This window comes from Neisseria sp. HMSC03D10 (assembly GCF_001807625.1).
In the GTDB taxonomy this organism is placed as follows: Bacteria; Pseudomonadota; Gammaproteobacteria; order Burkholderiales; family Neisseriaceae; genus Neisseria; species Neisseria mucosa.
Genome location: NZ_KV789536.1, coordinates 2,833 through 18,784, shown reverse-complemented (window position 1 = coordinate 18,784; position 15,952 = coordinate 2,833). Strand labels below are relative to the sequence as shown.

General features: G+C 51.8%; 17 protein-coding genes. 12 read left to right on the top strand and 5 right to left on the bottom strand.

Annotated elements, in window-relative coordinates; all coding sequences use genetic code 11:
• The first annotated feature begins 73 nt into the window (after positions 1-73).
• Both HMPREF3066_RS06205 and HMPREF3066_RS06200 read left to right on the top strand, forming a co-directional pair.
• Positions 74-1,159 (top strand): metallophosphoesterase, encoded by a 1,086-nt coding sequence (locus HMPREF3066_RS06205; RefSeq protein WP_070441246.1) that lies wholly within the window; start codon positions 74-76, stop codon positions 1,157-1,159.
• A 205-nt stretch (positions 1,160-1,364) separates the two neighbouring features.
• The gene (locus HMPREF3066_RS06200; protein ID WP_070441243.1) at positions 1,365-1,961 is read left to right on the top strand and encodes a LemA family protein; all 597 of its coding nucleotides are present in this window, start codon (positions 1,365-1,367) and stop codon (positions 1,959-1,961) included.
• Between the two features lie 126 nt (positions 1,962-2,087).
• Here the strand turns inward: HMPREF3066_RS06200 and HMPREF3066_RS13115 are convergent, their stop codons facing one another.
• From HMPREF3066_RS13115 to HMPREF3066_RS06190, 3 genes are all read right to left on the bottom strand, one after another.
• Complete coding sequence (locus HMPREF3066_RS13115) at positions 2,088-2,234, bottom strand: hypothetical protein (RefSeq protein WP_003767024.1); 147 nt, start codon at positions 2,232-2,234, stop codon at positions 2,088-2,090.
• Between the two features lie 191 nt (positions 2,235-2,425).
• Complete coding sequence (gene lgt, locus HMPREF3066_RS06195; protein ID WP_070441240.1) at positions 2,426-3,280, bottom strand: prolipoprotein diacylglyceryl transferase; 855 nt, start codon at positions 3,278-3,280, stop codon at positions 2,426-2,428.
• A gap of 110 nt (positions 3,281-3,390) precedes the next feature.
• Entirely contained in the window at positions 3,391-4,521 is a 1,131-nt protein-coding gene (locus HMPREF3066_RS06190) for a M14 family metallopeptidase (RefSeq protein WP_070441237.1), read from the bottom strand.
• A 92-nt stretch (positions 4,522-4,613) separates the two neighbouring features.
• On the opposite strand from HMPREF3066_RS06190, the gene HMPREF3066_RS06185 reads away from it, so the two are divergent.
• Together HMPREF3066_RS06185 and argB are read left to right on the top strand one after the other, a co-directional pair.
• A complete protein-coding gene (locus HMPREF3066_RS06185) occupies positions 4,614-4,778 on the top strand; it encodes a hypothetical protein (RefSeq protein ID WP_003767028.1) in 165 nt (54 codons plus the stop codon).
• Positions 4,779-4,829: 51 nt separating this feature from the next.
• Positions 4,830-5,720: an acetylglutamate kinase gene (gene argB, locus HMPREF3066_RS06180; protein ID WP_003756333.1), complete on the top strand. Its 891-nt coding sequence runs from the start codon at positions 4,830-4,832 to the stop codon at positions 5,718-5,720.
• A 149-nt stretch (positions 5,721-5,869) separates the two neighbouring features.
• Here argB and ppx read toward each other — a convergent pair whose 3' ends face one another.
• Positions 5,870-7,378 (bottom strand): exopolyphosphatase, encoded by a 1,509-nt coding sequence (gene ppx, locus HMPREF3066_RS06175; RefSeq protein WP_070441234.1) that lies wholly within the window; start codon positions 7,376-7,378, stop codon positions 5,870-5,872.
• Between the two features lie 280 nt (positions 7,379-7,658).
• On the opposite strand from ppx, the gene HMPREF3066_RS06170 reads away from it, so the two are divergent.
• The 8 genes from HMPREF3066_RS06170 (at position 7,659) to HMPREF3066_RS06135 (ending at position 13,226) form a co-directional block, all read left to right on the top strand.
• The gene (locus tag HMPREF3066_RS06170) at positions 7,659-8,288 is read left to right on the top strand and encodes a lytic transglycosylase domain-containing protein (RefSeq protein ID WP_070441231.1); all 630 of its coding nucleotides are present in this window, start codon (positions 7,659-7,661) and stop codon (positions 8,286-8,288) included.
• Positions 8,289-8,416: 128 nt separating this feature from the next.
• Positions 8,417-9,799 carry an MFS transporter gene (locus HMPREF3066_RS06165; RefSeq protein ID WP_070441228.1) on the top strand — a complete coding sequence of 461 codons (1,383 nt, stop codon included), beginning with the start codon at positions 8,417-8,419 and terminating at the stop codon, positions 9,797-9,799.
• Positions 9,800-9,802: 3 nt separating this feature from the next.
• Positions 9,803-10,318 carry a single-stranded DNA-binding protein gene (locus tag HMPREF3066_RS06160; RefSeq protein ID WP_003742079.1) on the top strand — a complete coding sequence of 172 codons (516 nt, stop codon included), beginning with the start codon at positions 9,803-9,805 and terminating at the stop codon, positions 10,316-10,318.
• Between the two features lie 255 nt (positions 10,319-10,573).
• The gene (locus HMPREF3066_RS06155; RefSeq protein WP_019271712.1) at positions 10,574-10,768 is read left to right on the top strand and encodes a YgaP family membrane protein; all 195 of its coding nucleotides are present in this window, start codon (positions 10,574-10,576) and stop codon (positions 10,766-10,768) included.
• 12 nt (positions 10,769-10,780) lie between these two features.
• Positions 10,781-11,302: a rhodanese-like domain-containing protein gene (locus tag HMPREF3066_RS06150; protein ID WP_070441225.1), complete on the top strand. Its 522-nt coding sequence runs from the start codon at positions 10,781-10,783 to the stop codon at positions 11,300-11,302.
• Between the two features lie 79 nt (positions 11,303-11,381).
• On the top strand, positions 11,382-11,684 hold the full coding sequence (locus tag HMPREF3066_RS06145) for an ArsR/SmtB family transcription factor (protein ID WP_039404636.1): 303 nt from the start codon (positions 11,382-11,384) through the stop codon (positions 11,682-11,684).
• A 200-nt stretch (positions 11,685-11,884) separates the two neighbouring features.
• A complete protein-coding gene (locus HMPREF3066_RS06140) occupies positions 11,885-12,517 on the top strand; it encodes a hypothetical protein (protein WP_070441222.1) in 633 nt (210 codons plus the stop codon).
• 274 nt (positions 12,518-12,791) lie between these two features.
• The gene (locus HMPREF3066_RS06135) at positions 12,792-13,226 is read left to right on the top strand and encodes a hypothetical protein (protein ID WP_321178913.1); all 435 of its coding nucleotides are present in this window, start codon (positions 12,792-12,794) and stop codon (positions 13,224-13,226) included.
• 221 nt (positions 13,227-13,447) lie between these two features.
• On the opposite strand, the gene mfd is transcribed toward HMPREF3066_RS06135, so the two are convergent.
• Positions 13,448-15,952 (bottom strand): transcription-repair coupling factor (gene mfd, locus HMPREF3066_RS06130; RefSeq protein WP_070441289.1); only part of this gene is annotated, 2,505 nt, incomplete at its 5' end.

The window sequence follows — 15,952 nt, the reverse complement described above, 5'->3', positions numbered from 1 at the left end:
ACGCCGTCCTGGTTTAAAGTTAATCCACTATAGAATCCGCCGTTTGTTTTTTGATTTTCAACAGGTTCGCTTTATGTTCGGCACGATGTTTTTGATTATGATTGTATTGCTCCAGCTTTTCACGTTCGGGCTGGGGCGTTCGTTGCAATGGCTGTTTGCGCCGGTGATCGGCAAGGCGGGCAGGCGTTGGCTGATGGGGGTGTCGTATTTCGTGACCAACGGCCTGTTGGCAGGGCTTTTGTTGGAATTGGGACATTTTATGTTCCGCATCATGGCGTTTTGGATGGTGTTGCTGCTGTTTGTGATGTATGCGGCATTGGCGACGTTTATCCTGTTTCTGCTGCTGCGCAAATTCGTGGCCATCCGGTCGCTGTCGCGCAGCCTGCGCTTGTTTGCGCCGCTGTTTGTGTTCGGCTTGGTCGGCTTGGGGATGTACAACGCCTATACGCCCGTCGTCCGTCATCAGACCGTCGTGATCGATAAGAAAATGGACAAACCGCTGCGCATCAGCGTGGCAAGCGACCTGCACTTGGGGATTTTGTTCGGCGCGCGGCAACTGGATAAGCTGGTGGACATCATGAACCGCGAAAAAGTTAATTTAATCCTGTTGCCGGGCGATTTGATGGACGACAACGTCGATGCCTACCGCAAAGAGAATATGCAGCCGCATCTGGGTCGTCTGAAAGCGCCGCTGGGTGTTTACGCGACTTTGGGCAATCACGATATGTTCGGCGACAGCGCTCGCATCCGCCATGACCTCGAAGCGGCAGGCATTACCGTACTCGGCAACCAAGTGTTGCAACACGATGCTTTCCTGCTCGTCGGCCGCAACGACGATTTGGACCACGACCGTCCGTCTGTCTCTCAGTTGCTGAAAAACCACAATACCGACCAGCCCGTTTTGCTGATGGATCACCGCCCGACCGAAGTCGAGGCGCACGCCAAGCTGCCTATTGACGTTCAAGTTTCCGGCCATGTCCACAATGGCCAAATCGCGCCGGCAAACCTGATCGTGAGTACGCTCTACCGTCTTGCTTACGGCTACGAGGAAATCGGCGGAAGACATTTTTTTGTCACGTCCGGCTACGGTTTCTGGGGGATTCCGCTGCGCTTGGGTTCGCAGTCGGAAGTGTGGGTGATTGATGTGAAGGGGAGGTAATTTATTGAAATTAAAATATAAGGTGTATGAAAAAGGTCGTCTGAAACAAAATTCGGACGGCCTTTTTTATGACTTATGGGCAAAAAAATCTATTTGGGTTATAATGCCACCAGACTAAATCAAATTTGCAGATTGACTATTATTTTTTTAAAAATCTGCAAAATACTCAACACATTACTTCAATAAATAATCAAGGATGAGCATTATGGGAATCATTAGTCTTATTTTCATCGCCGTGATATTGGGCTTTCTGTTGATTAATTTCAAGCAAAAACTCAGCCGTTGTAAAAAAGATTACCAAGAATCTTTCGTTGCATTGCGTATCGCTTTGGCGTGTAGGCATCAGGCAGTCAGGCATGTTTTAGATGCGTCAAAAATCTACCTGGGGCGCGAAGGTGACGATATGGATAAAGGTTTGTTGTCCGCTTGTGGCGATGCAGAAGCGGTATTGAGCCAGGCATCCAAATCTTTCTCCCCGGAATCGCTTTCCCGCCTGTGCAATGCGGAAGCGGAATTGAACAAATTGCTCCGAAGCTTGCAGGAAGCTTTGGAAAAAAACTTAAAACAACGACCCGACGAAGGGTTGAAAAGCCAGCTTGAAATGCTGGATGCAGCTGAAAACGACGTTGTTTCCGCGCGCCGTGCTTACAACCGCTCCGCAGAACGCTACAACCGCATACTCAGAAAGTCCACGAGCGGAATTATTGCGAAGGTATTGGGCTATCATGTCAAAGCAAGCCTGATTAAATTTGAAGACAACAATGGCCCTCAAATGAGCAAACATTTACTGGCTCGTTCGTAATCCTTATTTGAAAGTATGACGGGTTTGGATGGGACTCCCTTATCGTCATCATCCCTTGTCCGATAAAAAGGTCGTCTGAAAACTATGTTTCAGGTTTTCAGACGACCTTTGTTTTTCAAAACGGAATCAACCGCCGCATGCGCCGCAGCAACCGCCTTCGCTATGGCCGCCGCGTTTTTCTTCGTTGTTGACTACGGGCAGCTCGACTTCTTCAGACTGCTCTTTTTTGTCTTCGGGCAGGTCGTTGACTTTGATTTTGTTTTCTTCTGACATTTTGGGCTCTCTTTAAAAAAGATGGAAAGGTGTGCCACGATACCATCGGGCGGCGGATAAACCAAGTCGGATTTAAGATTTTTTGCGATTCGGTTTGATGAATCGCAAATCGTGCCGGTTTGGAATGGCTGACGTGATAACGGGACGCTGGTTATCGCGTCCCGTTTGGGTTTTCAGACGACCTTTGGGCATCAGTTCAGGCGGTTTTTCTTACCGAACCAAACGAAGCCGATGGCGCCCAAAACAATCATCGGCACGCTCAACCATTGTCCCATCGACAAGCCCAAGGTGAGCAAGCCGAGATAGTCGTCGGGCTGGCGGGCGTATTCGGCGATGAAGCGGAAGAAGCCGTAGCCGCCGAGGAAGAGGGAGGCGACTTGTCCGGTCGGGCGCGGTTTTTTGGAGAAAATCCATACGACGATGAAGAGGCAGATGCCTTCAAGGGCGAATTGGTAGAGTTGCGAAGGGTGGCGCGGCAGTACGTGATATTGCTGCATCCATTCCGCCCAAAGCGGGTTGCGCACGGCGGCGTTGAGGTCTTCTGCGCGCGCTTGCGGGAAGCCCATTGCCCAAAAGGCGTTGATATCGGTAATGCGGCCCCAGAGTTCGCCGTTGATAAAGTTGCCGATCCGGCCGGAAGCCAAACCCAGCGGAACGAGCGGTGCGACGAAATCCATGGTTTTCAAGGTACTGATTTTGTGTTTGCGGCTGAACAGCCACATGGCAATGACGACGCCCAAGAAGCCGCCGTGGAACGACATGCCGCCTTCCCAAACTTTGAGCATTTCAAGCGGATGGTCGAGGTAGTATGAGAATTTGTAAAACAGGATATAGCCGAGCCGTCCGCCGAGGATGACGCCCACAACACCCCAAGTCAGGAAGTCGTCGAGCATTTCTTTGGTAAAGGCGGTGTTGCCTTGCTTGATGCGGCGGCGTCCCAGCCATAGGAAAAGAATAAAGCCGACGATATAGCTGAGGGCATACCAGCGGATGGCGACTGGTCCGATACTGATTGCAACAGGATTAAACTGCGGATGTATCATCATGATGGTGTTCCTTATGAGAAGGGCGGTTTATGTGTTTTTAGCCCGACAAAGGTCGTCTGAAAATCCCGATTGGGATTTCAGACGACCTTTTGTGTGATGGGGGAAAAGAATTATCGCAAATCATCGACAATGTTCAAGACAGCCGACAACATGGCTTCGCCCAAACGCAGGGAGCGTTGACCGTTCCAGCCGAAATCGTCGTCGGGCAGGTTGGCGTTGTCTTTAAACGGCATTTCCAGCGTATAGGCGAGGCAGTCGAAATGGTTGCCCACCCAGTTGGTTGCGAGCGTCATGTTTGCCTGACCGAGCGCGTCTTTTTCATAGCCGTATTCGTCTTGGAAGTCGGGGCTGGCGGAGAGCAGGGCGGTTTTGAACTGCGTTTCCAGTGCGGCGATGCGCGGATTGTAGTTCGGTACGCCTTCCGTACCGGCGACAAAGACAAACGGCAATGCTTCGTCGCCATGAATGTCTAAGAACAAATCCACGCCGGTTTCCAGCATTTTTTCGCGCACGAGGAATACTTCGGGGCTTTTCTCCAAAGTCGGATTTCCCCATTCGCGGTTGAGGTTTGCGCCGGCAGCATTGGTGCGCAGGTTGCCCAATACCGAGCCGTCGGGGTTCATGTTCGGCACGATGTAGAAAGTGGCGCGGTCGAGCAGGGTGCGCGCGGTCGGGTCTTGCGGATCGAGCAGGCGGCCGAGCAGCCCTTCGATAAACCATTCCGCCATCGTTTCGCCCGGGTGTTGGCGGGCGATAATCCAGATTTTCATGTCGCTTTCGACTTGGTTGCCGATGGTCAGCAGATTGATGTCGCGGCCTTGCACCGTGCTGCCCAAGTCGTCGATGCGGCAAAGCCCGCTGCCTTGCGCGTCGCCCAAGAGGTTTAAATGCTGCTCGTGGGAGTAGGGCTCGAAATAGGCGTAGTAAACGCTGTTGGAGAGCGGCGTATGGTTGATGGTCAGCACGCCGTTTTCGTATTCGGTCGGGACGCGGAACCAATTTTGGCGGTCGTAAGAGGCGCACGCCTGATAATCTTCCCAGCCTTGCGGATAAGCCGAATCTGCCGCATTTTCAAAGTGCATCACGCAATTCTGATACGCCGCACCTTGCAGGCGGAAGTAAAACCATTGGGCAAAATCGGAAGCGTTGTCCGGACGCAGGGCGAGGCGGATATTGGCAGGGTCGGTCAGGTCTTTGACGACGACGGAGCCGGCGTCAAATTGAGTGCTGATTTTAATCATGGGAAAGTCCTCGGTATATCGGGCGAACCGGATAACCGTTGTTTGAGAAAATGTGTGGGTGATACCGTATCCGTCGGCGACGGCAAACCGATATGCCCGAATCCGTTGATTCTACCATTCCGACGGGCGCGTCCTCAACCGATAAGGGGCGGGGAATGTTGTTTCAGACGACCTTTGACGTTAAGATAGGGCAGATTCACTTTAAATCAGGACAAGACGGCGAAGCAGCAAACAGTTGCGAAGCTGATTTTTACTGATTCAAAGGTAATCCGCTATAATGATTAAATTGTTAATAATGAGACACGATTATGAGCGAATCCCACCCCATTTCCGCAGCCGACAAAGCGCGCATTTTAGCCGAAGCCCTGCCGTATATCCGCCGTTTTTCCGGCTCCGTCATCGTCATCAAATACGGCGGCAACGCTATGACCGAGCCTGCTTTGAAAGAAGGTTTCGCCCGCGATGTCGTTTTGCTCAAACTGGTGGGCATCCACCCCGTCATCGTCCACGGCGGGGGGCCGCAAATTAATGAAATGTTGGAAAAAATCGGTAAAAAAGGCGAATTCGTGCAAGGCATGCGCGTGACCGACGGCGAAACGATGGACATCGTCGAAATGGTGTTGGGCGGTCATGTCAATAAAGAAATCGTCTCGCTGATTAATTTGCAGGGCGGACGCGCGGTCGGCGTCACCGGACGCGACAACCACTTCATCAAAGCGAAAAAACTGCTGGTCGATACGCCTGAACAGGCGGGCGTGGACATCGGACAAGTCGGCACGGTCGAAAGCATAGACGTACGCCTGATTGAAGGATTGATCGAACGCGGCTGCATCCCCGTCGTCGCGCCCATCGGCGTCGGCGCAAAAGGCGAAGCCTTCAACATCAACGCGGATTTGGTCGCAGGCAAACTGGCGGAAGAGTTGAACGCGGAAAAGTTGCTGATGATGACCAATATCGCCGGCGTGATGGACAAAGAAGGCAACCTGCTGACCAACCTCACACCAAGCCGTATCGGCGAATTAATCGCAGACGGCACGCTCTACGGCGGTATGTTGCCCAAAATCAGCTCCGCCGTCGAAGCAGCAAGTAACGGCGTCAAAGCGACCCACATCATCGACGGCCGCCTGCCCAACGCGCTTTTGCTGGAAATTTTCACCGATGCGGGCATAGGCTCGATGATTTTGGGTGAAAGGTCATAACGGCCCGCAGATGATTCAAGGCTTGTTAAACAGCAGGCCTTGCCAATACCCAAATACCAAATACACAAAAGGTCGTCTGAAAACCTGTTTCAACGCTCATAGAGAATGCAGAAACGGATTTTCAGACGACCTTTTTGTTATTTTCAACCCTATTGGGGTTGCACATTAAAAGGCATATCGATCTTTTGCCATTGCGCGCTTTCGTAGTCGAGCGCGGCGGCGATTAGGGGGTGCTGTTCGAGCCAGTTTTGGCTGATGCGCAGGATGAAGCCTTTGCCGGTTTCGTCGGCGCGCAGTTGGGTTTGCGGCGGCAGATCCAAAGGCAGGCGGGCGCGGCAGAAAAGTGCGGCGAGGCGCAGGGAAAGGACGGCGTACCAAAGCATTTCGCTGCTACCGACGATGTCCGCCATTTTTTTCATGTCGCCGCGGTGTCCGATGACCAGTTGCGCGAGTATGGTTTGCTCTTTACGGGAGAATCCGGGCATATCGGCGTTTTCGAGGATGTAGGCGGAGTGTTTGTGGTAGCCGGTGTGGGCGATGTCGAGTCCGATTTCGTGCAGCCTGCCTGCCCAGCCGAGGTATTGTTGCCATTGGGCAAGGTCTTGGACGGTTACGTTTTTGGCGTGGCACAGGCTGTCCATAAAGGCTTGCGCGGTTTCGGCGACGCGTTTGGCTTGATTGAGGCTGACGTGGTAGCGGTTTTGGAACTCGGCGGTCGTCTGATCGCGCATGTCTTCGTTCAAACCGCGTCCAATCAGGTCGTAGAACACCCCGTCGCGCAGGGCGGCTTCGGTAACGGTCATTTTGGTGAGTTCGAGTTCTTCAAACGCTGCCATCATGACGGCCAGTCCGCCGGCGAACACTTCTACACGTTCTGGCTTGAGGCTTTCGAATTTGGCTTTTTTGACGGAACCGGCTTCAATGATGCGGTCGGCGAGGTAGCGCATGCCTTTGTAGGTGATGTCGGCTTCTTGGGGCAGCTCGGCGGCGATGAGGTCGCGGATGGATTTGGCGGAACCGGATGTGCCGATAGCGAAATCCCAACCTGTACGCTTCATGAGTTTACTGATGCGCTGGATTTCGTTGCGTGCGGCGGAGATGGCGGCTTGGAAATCTTTGGCGGTGATTTTGTTTTGGAAAAAACGCAGGCTGTAAGTGACGCAGCCTAAGGGCAGGCTTTCGGTAGCGAGCGGCCGGAGGTCGGAGCCGATAACAAATTCGGTCGAGCCGCCACCGATGTCGATGACGAGCATTTTGTCGCCGTTGGGCGGCAGGGTGTGGACGACGCCGGTGTAAATGAGGCGGGCTTCTTCACGGCCTGCGATGATTTCGATGGGGAAGCCCAGTGCGGCTTCGGCTTTGGGTAGGAATTGGGCGATATTTTTTGCTACGCGGAAGGTGTTGGTTGCCACGACGCGCACTTGTTCGGGCTTGAATCCGCGCAGCCGTTCGCCGAATTTTGCCAAACAGTCCAAGGCGCGCTCTTGGGATGCTTCGTCGAGGTTTTTATGTTCGTCCAAACCGGCGGCAAAACGCACCATTTGTTTGAAGGAATCGATGACTTTCAGTTGTCCGTTGTTGTTTTCGCAAACTTGGAGGCGGAAGCTGTTGGAACCTAAATCGACGGATGCCAGGACGTTGGTGGGCGTAGTGGTCATGAAGGGATACCGGTGGATAAACGAAGCTCTAATGTTACTCTGTCCCGCCGTTGATTGACAATATCGCAGATCAACTTTAAACCGCCGCAATATTGCACCGTATTGATGTATCACGCATTGTCTGTTTCAAGTCAATCTGCTCATCAATGATACACGCCACCTTTGATTCTGCACGGAGATATTCTTATAATATCCGTTTTGCAAACGTCAAAAGGTCGTCTGAAAACAAAAATAGGGGTTTCAGACGACCTTTAAACCGACTAAACGAATGACAGTACACATGAAAACGGAAAACCTGATCCTCACGCCCGAATCCCTGTCCCGCCGCCGCTTTTTACTGGCTGGCGGCGCATTGCTGCTCAGCCCTGCCGCCGCACTCGCCGGCGCGCAACGCGAAGAAACGCTTGCCGACGATGTCGCTTCAGTCATGCGCAGCTCCATCAACAATGTCAACCCGCCGCGCCTCGTGTTCGCCGATCCAAACGAAGGCGAACGCTGGCTGGCGGCGATGTCTTCCCGCCTTGCCCGCTACGTTCCCGATGCCGCCGAACGCCGCCGCCTGCTGGTCAACATCCAATACGAAAGCAGCCGCGCGGGGCTGAATACCCAAGTGATTTTAGGATTGATCGAAGTCGAGAGCGCGTTCCGCCAATATGCCATCAGCGGCGTGGGCGCGCGCGGGCTGATGCAGGTCATGCCGTTTTGGAAAAACTATATCGGCAAACCTTCGCACAACCTGTTCGACATCCGCACCAACCTGCGCTACGGCTGCACCATCCTGCGCCACTACAACAATATCGAAAAAGGCAACATCGTCCGCGCTTTGGCGCGCTTCAACGGCAGCCTGGGCAGCAACAAATACCCCAACGCCGTCTTAGGCGCATGGCGCAACCGCTGGCAATGGGGCTGACCGCGGGGTATAAACGGCTGCGCCCGTGCAAATGCAAACCCTTTTGAATCCTGTATAATCCGCACATCTGATAATTTTAAAATTTCAGACGACCTTAAAATCCTACCAGGTCGTCTGAAAAACCGTTTATGGCAAAAGACACCCGCATCCAAATGTTCCCGCACGAATGGCGTGCCAGCACCACCCTCTCCGGCGTTTACGCACTGCGTATGTTGGGGATGTTCTTGGTTCTCCCCGTTTTGTCCTTATATGCCGCCTCATTGCCCGGCGCGGAAAACAACAAAACTTTGGTCGGTCTAGCAATGGGTATCTACGGACTGACGCAGGCTTTGCTGCAACTGCCTTTGGGCATCGCCTCCGATAAATTCGGACGCAAAAAAACCATTTATGTCGGACTGATTGTCTTTGCCGCCGGTAGTTTTCTCGCCGCTGCCGCCAACTCATTGCCCATGCTGGTTGCCGCGCGCGCCATCCAAGGGGCGGGCGCAGTCAGCGCCGCAGTGACCGCGCTGCTTGCCGACTTGACCCGGGACGGTGTGCGTACCCGCGCGATGGCGATGATAGGCTTGAGCATAGGTTTGACCTTTTCCGTCAGCCTGGTGGTCGCCCCGATGATTGCCGACATGATCGGCGTTCCCGGATTGTTTATGCTGACCGGCATCCTGACCGTCATCAGCATAGGCGTTGTTGCTTGGATGACTCCTGATCCCGAAGTGTCGAAGCTGCACGAAGACACACAGGCGCAGCCTTCGCGCATGGGCGAAGTCCTCCGCGACCGCCAGCTTCTCAACCTGGATTTCGGCATTTTCGCGCTGCACGCCGCACAAATGGCGTTATTCACTGCCCTGCCTTTTGCCATGACGCAGCTCGGTTTGGAAAAAATCCAGCATTGGAAAGTCTATCTGCCCTCGACCATCGCAGGGCTGGTGATCATGATCCCCCTCATCATCATCGGCGAAACCCGCAACAAGCTCAAACAAGTCTTCATCCTCGGCATCGCCTGCATCGCCGCGGCGCAAATCGGCTTATTGTTCGGCATGCACTCGATTTGGCTGATTACCGCCTATCTGGTTGTTTACTTTATCGGCTTCAACGTATTGGAAGCCAGCCTGCCGTCCATGGTGTCTAAGATTGCGCCATCCGATTTGAAAGGCACGGCGATGGGCGTTTACAATACCATGCAGTCTGTCGGGCTGTTTGTGGGCGGCGCAAGCGGCGGATGGCTGTTTCAACAATATGGCTTCGCAGGCGTTTTCACCTTTTGCAGCGTGTTGATGCTGCTATGGCTGGTCATCGCCGTACTCGCGCCCGCGCCCAAACCCGTCAAAAACCTTAGCTATCCAGTCAGCCCCGCATGGCAGGAAAAACACGATTCGCTCTACCAAGCATTGTCCCAAGTCGAAGGCGTCGAAAGCATTGCCTTCAGCGCAGACAAACAAACCATTTACATCAAGGCGTTGCAAAAAGGATTTGACCAAGAGGCCGCCGAAAACATCATCACAGGAGTTTAAAAAATGTCATTGAACAAAGTCATCCTTATCGGCCGTCTCGGTCGCGACCCCGAAGTCCGCTATATGCCCAACGGCGAAGCCGTCTGCAATTTCAGCGTCGCCACCAGCGAAACCTGGAACGACCGCAACGGCCAGCGCGTAGAACGCACCGAGTGGCACAACATCACCATGTACCGCCGTCTCGCCGAAATCGCCGGACAATACCTGAAAAAAGGCAGCCAAGTTTATCTGGAAGGCCGCATCCAAAGCCGTAAATACCAAGGCAAAGACGGCATCGAACGCACCGCATACGACATTATCGCCAATGAAATGAAAATGCTCGGCGGCCGTAACGACAACAGCGGCGGCGCACCTTACGACGACGGCGGTTACAGCCAAGGCGGCTACCAACAACAAGCGCCGCAGCAACAATACCAAGCCGCCCCGCAAAACCAAGAACCCCCTGCCGCCCCCCGCCGCCAAGCTCCCGCCGCACCGGCAGCCCCTGTCGAGGACATCGACGACGATATTCCGTTCTAAAACAGAAATTACATGAAAGGTCGTCTGAAAAATCGGTTTTACCGGTTTTCAGATGACCTTTTTGTTGTGTGTCGCAAATTAGGCATAACTTAGCTTGCACATACCCGTTTAAAAATAAGGTCATTCCATCCTTCTGAACCGCATGGCTACAAACTGTTTGACACAATTATCTAAAAGCTATAATATTTCTTATATATGATTTTTATTATATATATTTATTTTTAGATGAATCACTCTCAAACAAGGAGCAATTAAATGAAACGGAACTTAGGTACTTTGGATCGCACTCTCCGCATTGTCATTGGAGTAGCCTTAATCGCCGCCGCTGCAACCGGTCAAATCGGCTGGTGGGGTTGGTTGGGCATCATCCCGCTGGCTACCGCCTTGATAGGAAACTGCGCGTTGTACAGCTTATTGGGCATCAATACCTGCCACATCAGCAAAAAATAAAGAAAGCAAAACATGAGTAAAGAAGGAAAACTTCCACGAATTACTCCTGCGGAAGCTGCAGCGAAAATCCGTGAAGGCGCGATAGCGGCAGACATTCGCAGCCAAGCAGAATATCAGGGTGGGCATATCGGCGGCGCATTGTCCCTGCCACCGGAGCGACATCGCGACAAACTGCGCGACAACGCCGCGCCCTGTCTGATTTTTTATTGCTTGGGCGGCAAACGCACGGCGCAGGCAGAAGCAGCATTGGCGGAACTCGGTCGGGGACGCGAGTGCTACATTCTTGAAGGCGGTTTGCAGGCATGGAAAGCCGCAGGTCTCCCCATAATCGCCAAACACGCCGCGCTGGACATCATGCGGCAGGTGCAAACCATCGCGGGCGGGTTGGTTCTGTTCGGCGTGTTGGCAGGTTCGCTGGTATCGCCTTGGTTTTATCTGATAGATGCGCTAGTCGGAGCAGGCCTGCTGACAGCCGGTTTAACCGGATTCTGCGGCATGGCACGACTACTGGCCAAAATGCCATGGAACCGCTAAACAGAGGTCGTCTGAAAGTTGCCGCTGCGGCAGTTATGGCTGATAATGCGATCTTCACATTTGCCGAAAAGGGCAAACAATGACCACTGCCGATAATCAACCGCCCTACGAAGAAGCCACCGCGTTTCTTAAACTTCTGGCGAACCCCCATCGCCTCGCCGTACTGTGTAAGCTGCACGAAAGACCGTACAATGTAACCGAACTAGCTGAGTCATCCGGCCTGCCTCAAGCGGCGATGTCCAGCCAATTGGCACTACTGCGTGAGGCCGGATTGGTGTCTTTTGAAGTGAACCATCGAGAACGGCAATATTACATTGCCGATTCACGAGTCAACGAGATGATACAGTTGTTGTATTCCTTTTTCTGTGCAGGAAAAGATTGAAATGTGGTTGTACTGCCTTAGAAAGGCTATTCGGAAAATTAACCTAAAAGGTCGTCTGAAAATTTTTCAGACGACCTTTTTATACTGCTTCTGTATTTACACTTAAAGCACGCGTACGTGCGTACCGCGCACACCCTACCTGCAGCTTTCATGCGGACTAATGCTTGCTGGTGATAAAGTTATTAAGGAATTTGGCAAATATGGAAAAGATTGAGAAATTTAAATCTGAATTATTGGATAACATCTTTAAGTACATTCAGTGTATATCCATTTTTGTCTATAAGAGAAATATATATTATTTAATTGATTATAAGGAAAATTTCATATTAAACATGAAATTAGACTTAGATTTGGATTTTAAAAACGGTAATATTACGTTAGAACAATATCAGGATGAAATGAATAGTTATTATTACCGAAACGGCATCTGGCAGTTAACTAAGGACAATTTCGAAAGCTATCTTCAATCAGATTCGGTCGTCGTACTGGAAAAAGACGAATTGAAGGCGCTGATGTTACAGGGCTTTAATTTAGATGAAGCAGCAAGATTATATTCCGTTGTCGAAAATAAGTTGTCGTACAATGAACCTATCTCAGACTCCGGCCTGCAAAGTGATTTCTTAAAAATCAATCAGATTTCTTCGAGGCTGCCATTATTCTATATTAATTTTGATACGGAAGTTTACCTTCATATGGATTGGGACAGATGCCATGAAGATTATGTCTATGATGGTTGGTTTTCTAAGGCAATGGACTTTGGGTATTTGATACCGGACGAATTTTGTTATTGGAAAATTGAAGGACGGGATTATTGGAAATTTCAGCAATTATAAAAATAAACAAACGATACAAGTCGTAGTCTGCCCAAAACTTGAAGGTGGGGCTGAGGTGCGCACGAGGTTAGAAGGTTAGATAAGTGATATTCCGCATCATTTGATAAAAGGTCATCTGAAAGTCGGAAAATTGTTTCAGACGACCTTTTTTATTACGCTTAAAGCCCACGTTTGTGCGTGCCGTATACACTCTACTTACAGGTTTAATGCGGGCTAAGGCTTGCTTATACCCCTTCTAAAAATATTAAAAATTAAAAGCCACAGGAGATTCGAGATGTCGAGAGATATAGGTTTAAGTATTGATTTATCGATGAATAACAAAAAAATTTCTCGTTATGAAATACTGAAATATTTATGGGAGGGTGGTTGGCGTTTTCTCGATAATGGACAATTTACTTATTTGCTGGTTGGTAATGACGACTGGGATTGGAGTTCGGCCTCTATGTCGGAACAAGAAATTTTTGATTTTTTAAAAATCAAAAGTAATTCGGATGAAGTTATCGGGTTTGTAATGACATGGTCTGATACCAATATCGGTGGAAACGTCTTATTTTTTCCTAATTTTGAATTCTTATTCAGCATTAATATCAATATTAAGGAAATTTATAATAAAATAGTGGATATAAACTGGTATCTAATTAAATTACTGCCTGTTTTTGACAAGAATGGCGTTCTATATAATTCTATTGTCTATAATGAATACAGATAATTGATGAAAATTTTGAAAATTTAAATGATGAAAAGCTAATTAATATAAGTAAGTAATTGATTTAGTTAATTTTCTAAAAAGAGCGGTAGGTGTAGGTCGGATTCTCGAATCCGACAGCTTCATACGGGAGATTTTGTCGGATACAAGTATTCGACCTACAAATTTTGGATAATAAAAGGCCGTCTGAAAATCGTTTCAGACGACCTTTTCTTTATCAGCTTCTACTTTGCTATCACTCTTTCTTTCAAAGTCTTCAACACACTCTTCACCATCTTAATCCTTGTCTCCACATCCTCCATCTGAGCCGTAAACTTCAACTTATCCGCCCCGGCCAGCCGATATTTTTTATCCGTCTGAATCAGCAGGATGATTTCTGTCGGGTCGATTTGGTGATTTTTACCGAAGGTAACGGTAACGGCTTCGCTGGTCGCGTCGATGGCGTCTATGCCCAATTCTTTGGCGGCGAGCCGCAGGTGATGGCTTTCGATGAGGGTTTTGACGGGTTGTTCGGGCAGGCCGAAGCGGTCGACGAGTTCTTCGTGTATGGCGTTGATTTGCTGCACGGTTTCGCAGACGGCGAGGCGTTTGTAGAGGACGAGCCGTTCGTGGATGTCAGGGCAGTAGCTTTCGGGCAGCAGGGCGGGGCTGTGCAGTTTGATTTCGGTGGTGATACCCAACGGTGCGTCGAGGTCGGGCTGGCGGCCTTTTTTGAGGTCGCGCACGGCTTGTTTGAGCATTTCGGTGTAGAGCGTGAAGCCGACCTGTATCATTTCGCCGGATTGCCCTTCGCCGAGGATTTCGCCTGCGCCGCGGATTTCTAAATCCTGCATGGCGAGGGTGAAGCCTGCGCCGAGTTCGTCTGCCGCCGCGATGGCGTCGAGACGTTTTTCTGCGTCTTTGGTGATGTATTCGGGCGTGAGCAGGTAGGCGTAGGCTTGGTGGTGGCTGCGGCCGACGCGTCCGCGAAGCTGGTGCAGTTGCGCCAGCCCGAATTTGTCGGCGCGGTTGATGATGATGGTGTTGGCGTTGGGGATGTCGATGCCGGTTTCGATGATGGTGGAGCAGAGCAATACGTTGAATCTTTGTTGCAAAAAGTCGCGCATGACTTGTTCCAGCTCGCGCTCGCGCAGTTGTCCGTGCGCCACGCCGATGCGGGCTTCGGGCAGCAGGGTTTCGAGCCGCTCGCGCATATTCTCAATCGTATCCACTTCATTGTGCAGGAAAAACACTTGCCCGCCGCGTTTGAGTTCGCGCAACACGGCTTCGCGCACGCTGCCTTCGCTGAACGGTTTGACAAAGGTTTTCACGGCGAGGCGGCGGCTGGGCGCGGTGGTAATCAGTGAGAAGTCGCGCAGACCTTCGAGCGCCATGCTGAGGGTGCGCGGAATCGGTGTGGCGGTCATGGTGAGGATGTCCACGTTGGCGCGCAGGCGTTTGAGCTGCTCTTTCTGGCGCACACCGAAGCGGTGTTCTTCATCGATGATGACCAGCCCTAAGTTTTTGAATTTGATGTCGTCTTGTACCAATTTGTGCGTGCCGATAACGATATCGACCGTGCCGTCCGCCATGCCTTCCAACGCGGCTTTGGTGGCTTTGCTGTTGTTGAAACGCGAAAGGCTGGCGACTTTCACGGGGAAATCGGCGAAGCGGTCGGCGAAATTTTGCGCGTGCTGCTCGACCAGAAGCGTGGTCGGAGCGAGTACGGCGACCTGTTTGCCGCCCATCACCGCCACAAACGCGGCGCGCAGGGCGACTTCGGTTTTGCCGAAGCCGACATCGCCGCACACGAGGCGGTCCATCGGCTTCGCCTGCGTCAGGTCTTTAATCACGGCGGCGATGGCGGCGGCCTGGTCTTCGGTTTCTTCGTAGCCGAAGCCGTCGGCAAACGCCTGATAGTCCAACTCGTTGATTTCAAACTTGTGTCCCGATTGGGCGGAGCGCTGGGCGTAGAGGTTGAGCAACTCGGCGGCGGTATCGCGCGCTTTTTCGGCGGCTTTGCGCTTCGCCTTGTTCCACGAACCGCTGCCGAGCTTGTGCAGGGCGACGTTTTCATGCGCCTGACCGGAGTAGCGGCTGATTAAATGCAGTTGCGAAACAGGCACATAAAGCTGCGCTTCGCCCGCGTATTCGAGCAACATCATTTCGTTGGTTTCGCCGCCCAAATCCATCGTTACTAAGCCCATATACCGCCCGATGCCGTGTTCTTCGTGCACGACGGGGTCGCCGATGTTGATTTCGGCAAGGTCGCGCAACAGGCCGTCTGAAACGGCAGCGTGTTTCTTACGGCGGCTGTGGACGCGAGAATGGGCGACGTATTGGTAGAGCTCGGATTCGGTGATGACGGCGATGGCACTTTGAGCGGCAACCGCTTTGCCCTCTCCCCAACCCTCCCCCACGGGGGAGGGGGCAGGCTGCTGTTGGATTTGCCCGTGCAGATCACTTGCGATGGGGTGCAGGCTGCTTTCGGTTTTTAGGTCGTCTGAAACGGCAGCGGCACTTTGTCCCCTCTCCTGTGGGATAGGGTTTGTTGCGGCTGTGGAAAATTCGGTTTGAGCGGCAACTGCTTTGCCTTCTCCCCAACCCTCCCCAACGGGGGAGGGGGCAGGTTGCTGTCGGATTTGCCTGTGCAGGCTATTTTCGACGGGATGCAGGCTGCTTTCGGTTTTAAGGTCGTCTGAAACGGCAGCGGCACTTTGTTCCCTCTCCTGTGGGAGAGGGTTAGGGAG

Excerpts from the sequence above, each read along its gene's own strand:
- HMPREF3066_RS06205 (WP_070441246.1), top strand. The coding sequence starts at position 74 with ATGTTCGGCACGATGTTTTTGATTATGATTGTATTGCTCCAGCTTTTC.
- HMPREF3066_RS06200 (WP_070441243.1), top strand. The coding sequence starts at position 1,365 with ATGGGAATCATTAGTCTTATTTTCATCGCCGTGATATTGGGCTTTCTG.
- HMPREF3066_RS13115 (WP_003767024.1), bottom strand. The coding sequence starts at position 2,234 with ATGTCAGAAGAAAACAAAATCAAAGTCAACGACCTGCCCGAAGACAAA.
- lgt (WP_070441240.1), bottom strand. The coding sequence starts at position 3,280 with ATGATGATACATCCGCAGTTTAATCCTGTTGCAATCAGTATCGGACCA.
- HMPREF3066_RS06190 (WP_070441237.1), bottom strand. The coding sequence starts at position 4,521 with ATGATTAAAATCAGCACTCAATTTGACGCCGGCTCCGTCGTCGTCAAA.
- HMPREF3066_RS06185 (WP_003767028.1), top strand. The coding sequence starts at position 4,614 with ATGCCCGAATCCGTTGATTCTACCATTCCGACGGGCGCGTCCTCAACC.
- argB (WP_003756333.1), top strand. The coding sequence starts at position 4,830 with ATGAGCGAATCCCACCCCATTTCCGCAGCCGACAAAGCGCGCATTTTA.
- ppx (WP_070441234.1), bottom strand. The coding sequence starts at position 7,378 with ATGACCACTACGCCCACCAACGTCCTGGCATCCGTCGATTTAGGTTCC.
- HMPREF3066_RS06170 (WP_070441231.1), top strand. The coding sequence starts at position 7,659 with ATGAAAACGGAAAACCTGATCCTCACGCCCGAATCCCTGTCCCGCCGC.
- HMPREF3066_RS06165 (WP_070441228.1), top strand. The coding sequence starts at position 8,417 with ATGGCAAAAGACACCCGCATCCAAATGTTCCCGCACGAATGGCGTGCC.
- HMPREF3066_RS06160 (WP_003742079.1), top strand. The coding sequence starts at position 9,803 with ATGTCATTGAACAAAGTCATCCTTATCGGCCGTCTCGGTCGCGACCCC.
- HMPREF3066_RS06155 (WP_019271712.1), top strand. The coding sequence starts at position 10,574 with ATGAAACGGAACTTAGGTACTTTGGATCGCACTCTCCGCATTGTCATT.
- HMPREF3066_RS06150 (WP_070441225.1), top strand. The coding sequence starts at position 10,781 with ATGAGTAAAGAAGGAAAACTTCCACGAATTACTCCTGCGGAAGCTGCA.
- HMPREF3066_RS06145 (WP_039404636.1), top strand. The coding sequence starts at position 11,382 with ATGACCACTGCCGATAATCAACCGCCCTACGAAGAAGCCACCGCGTTT.
- HMPREF3066_RS06140 (WP_070441222.1), top strand. The coding sequence starts at position 11,885 with ATGGAAAAGATTGAGAAATTTAAATCTGAATTATTGGATAACATCTTT.
- HMPREF3066_RS06135 (WP_321178913.1), top strand. The coding sequence starts at position 12,792 with ATGTCGAGAGATATAGGTTTAAGTATTGATTTATCGATGAATAACAAA.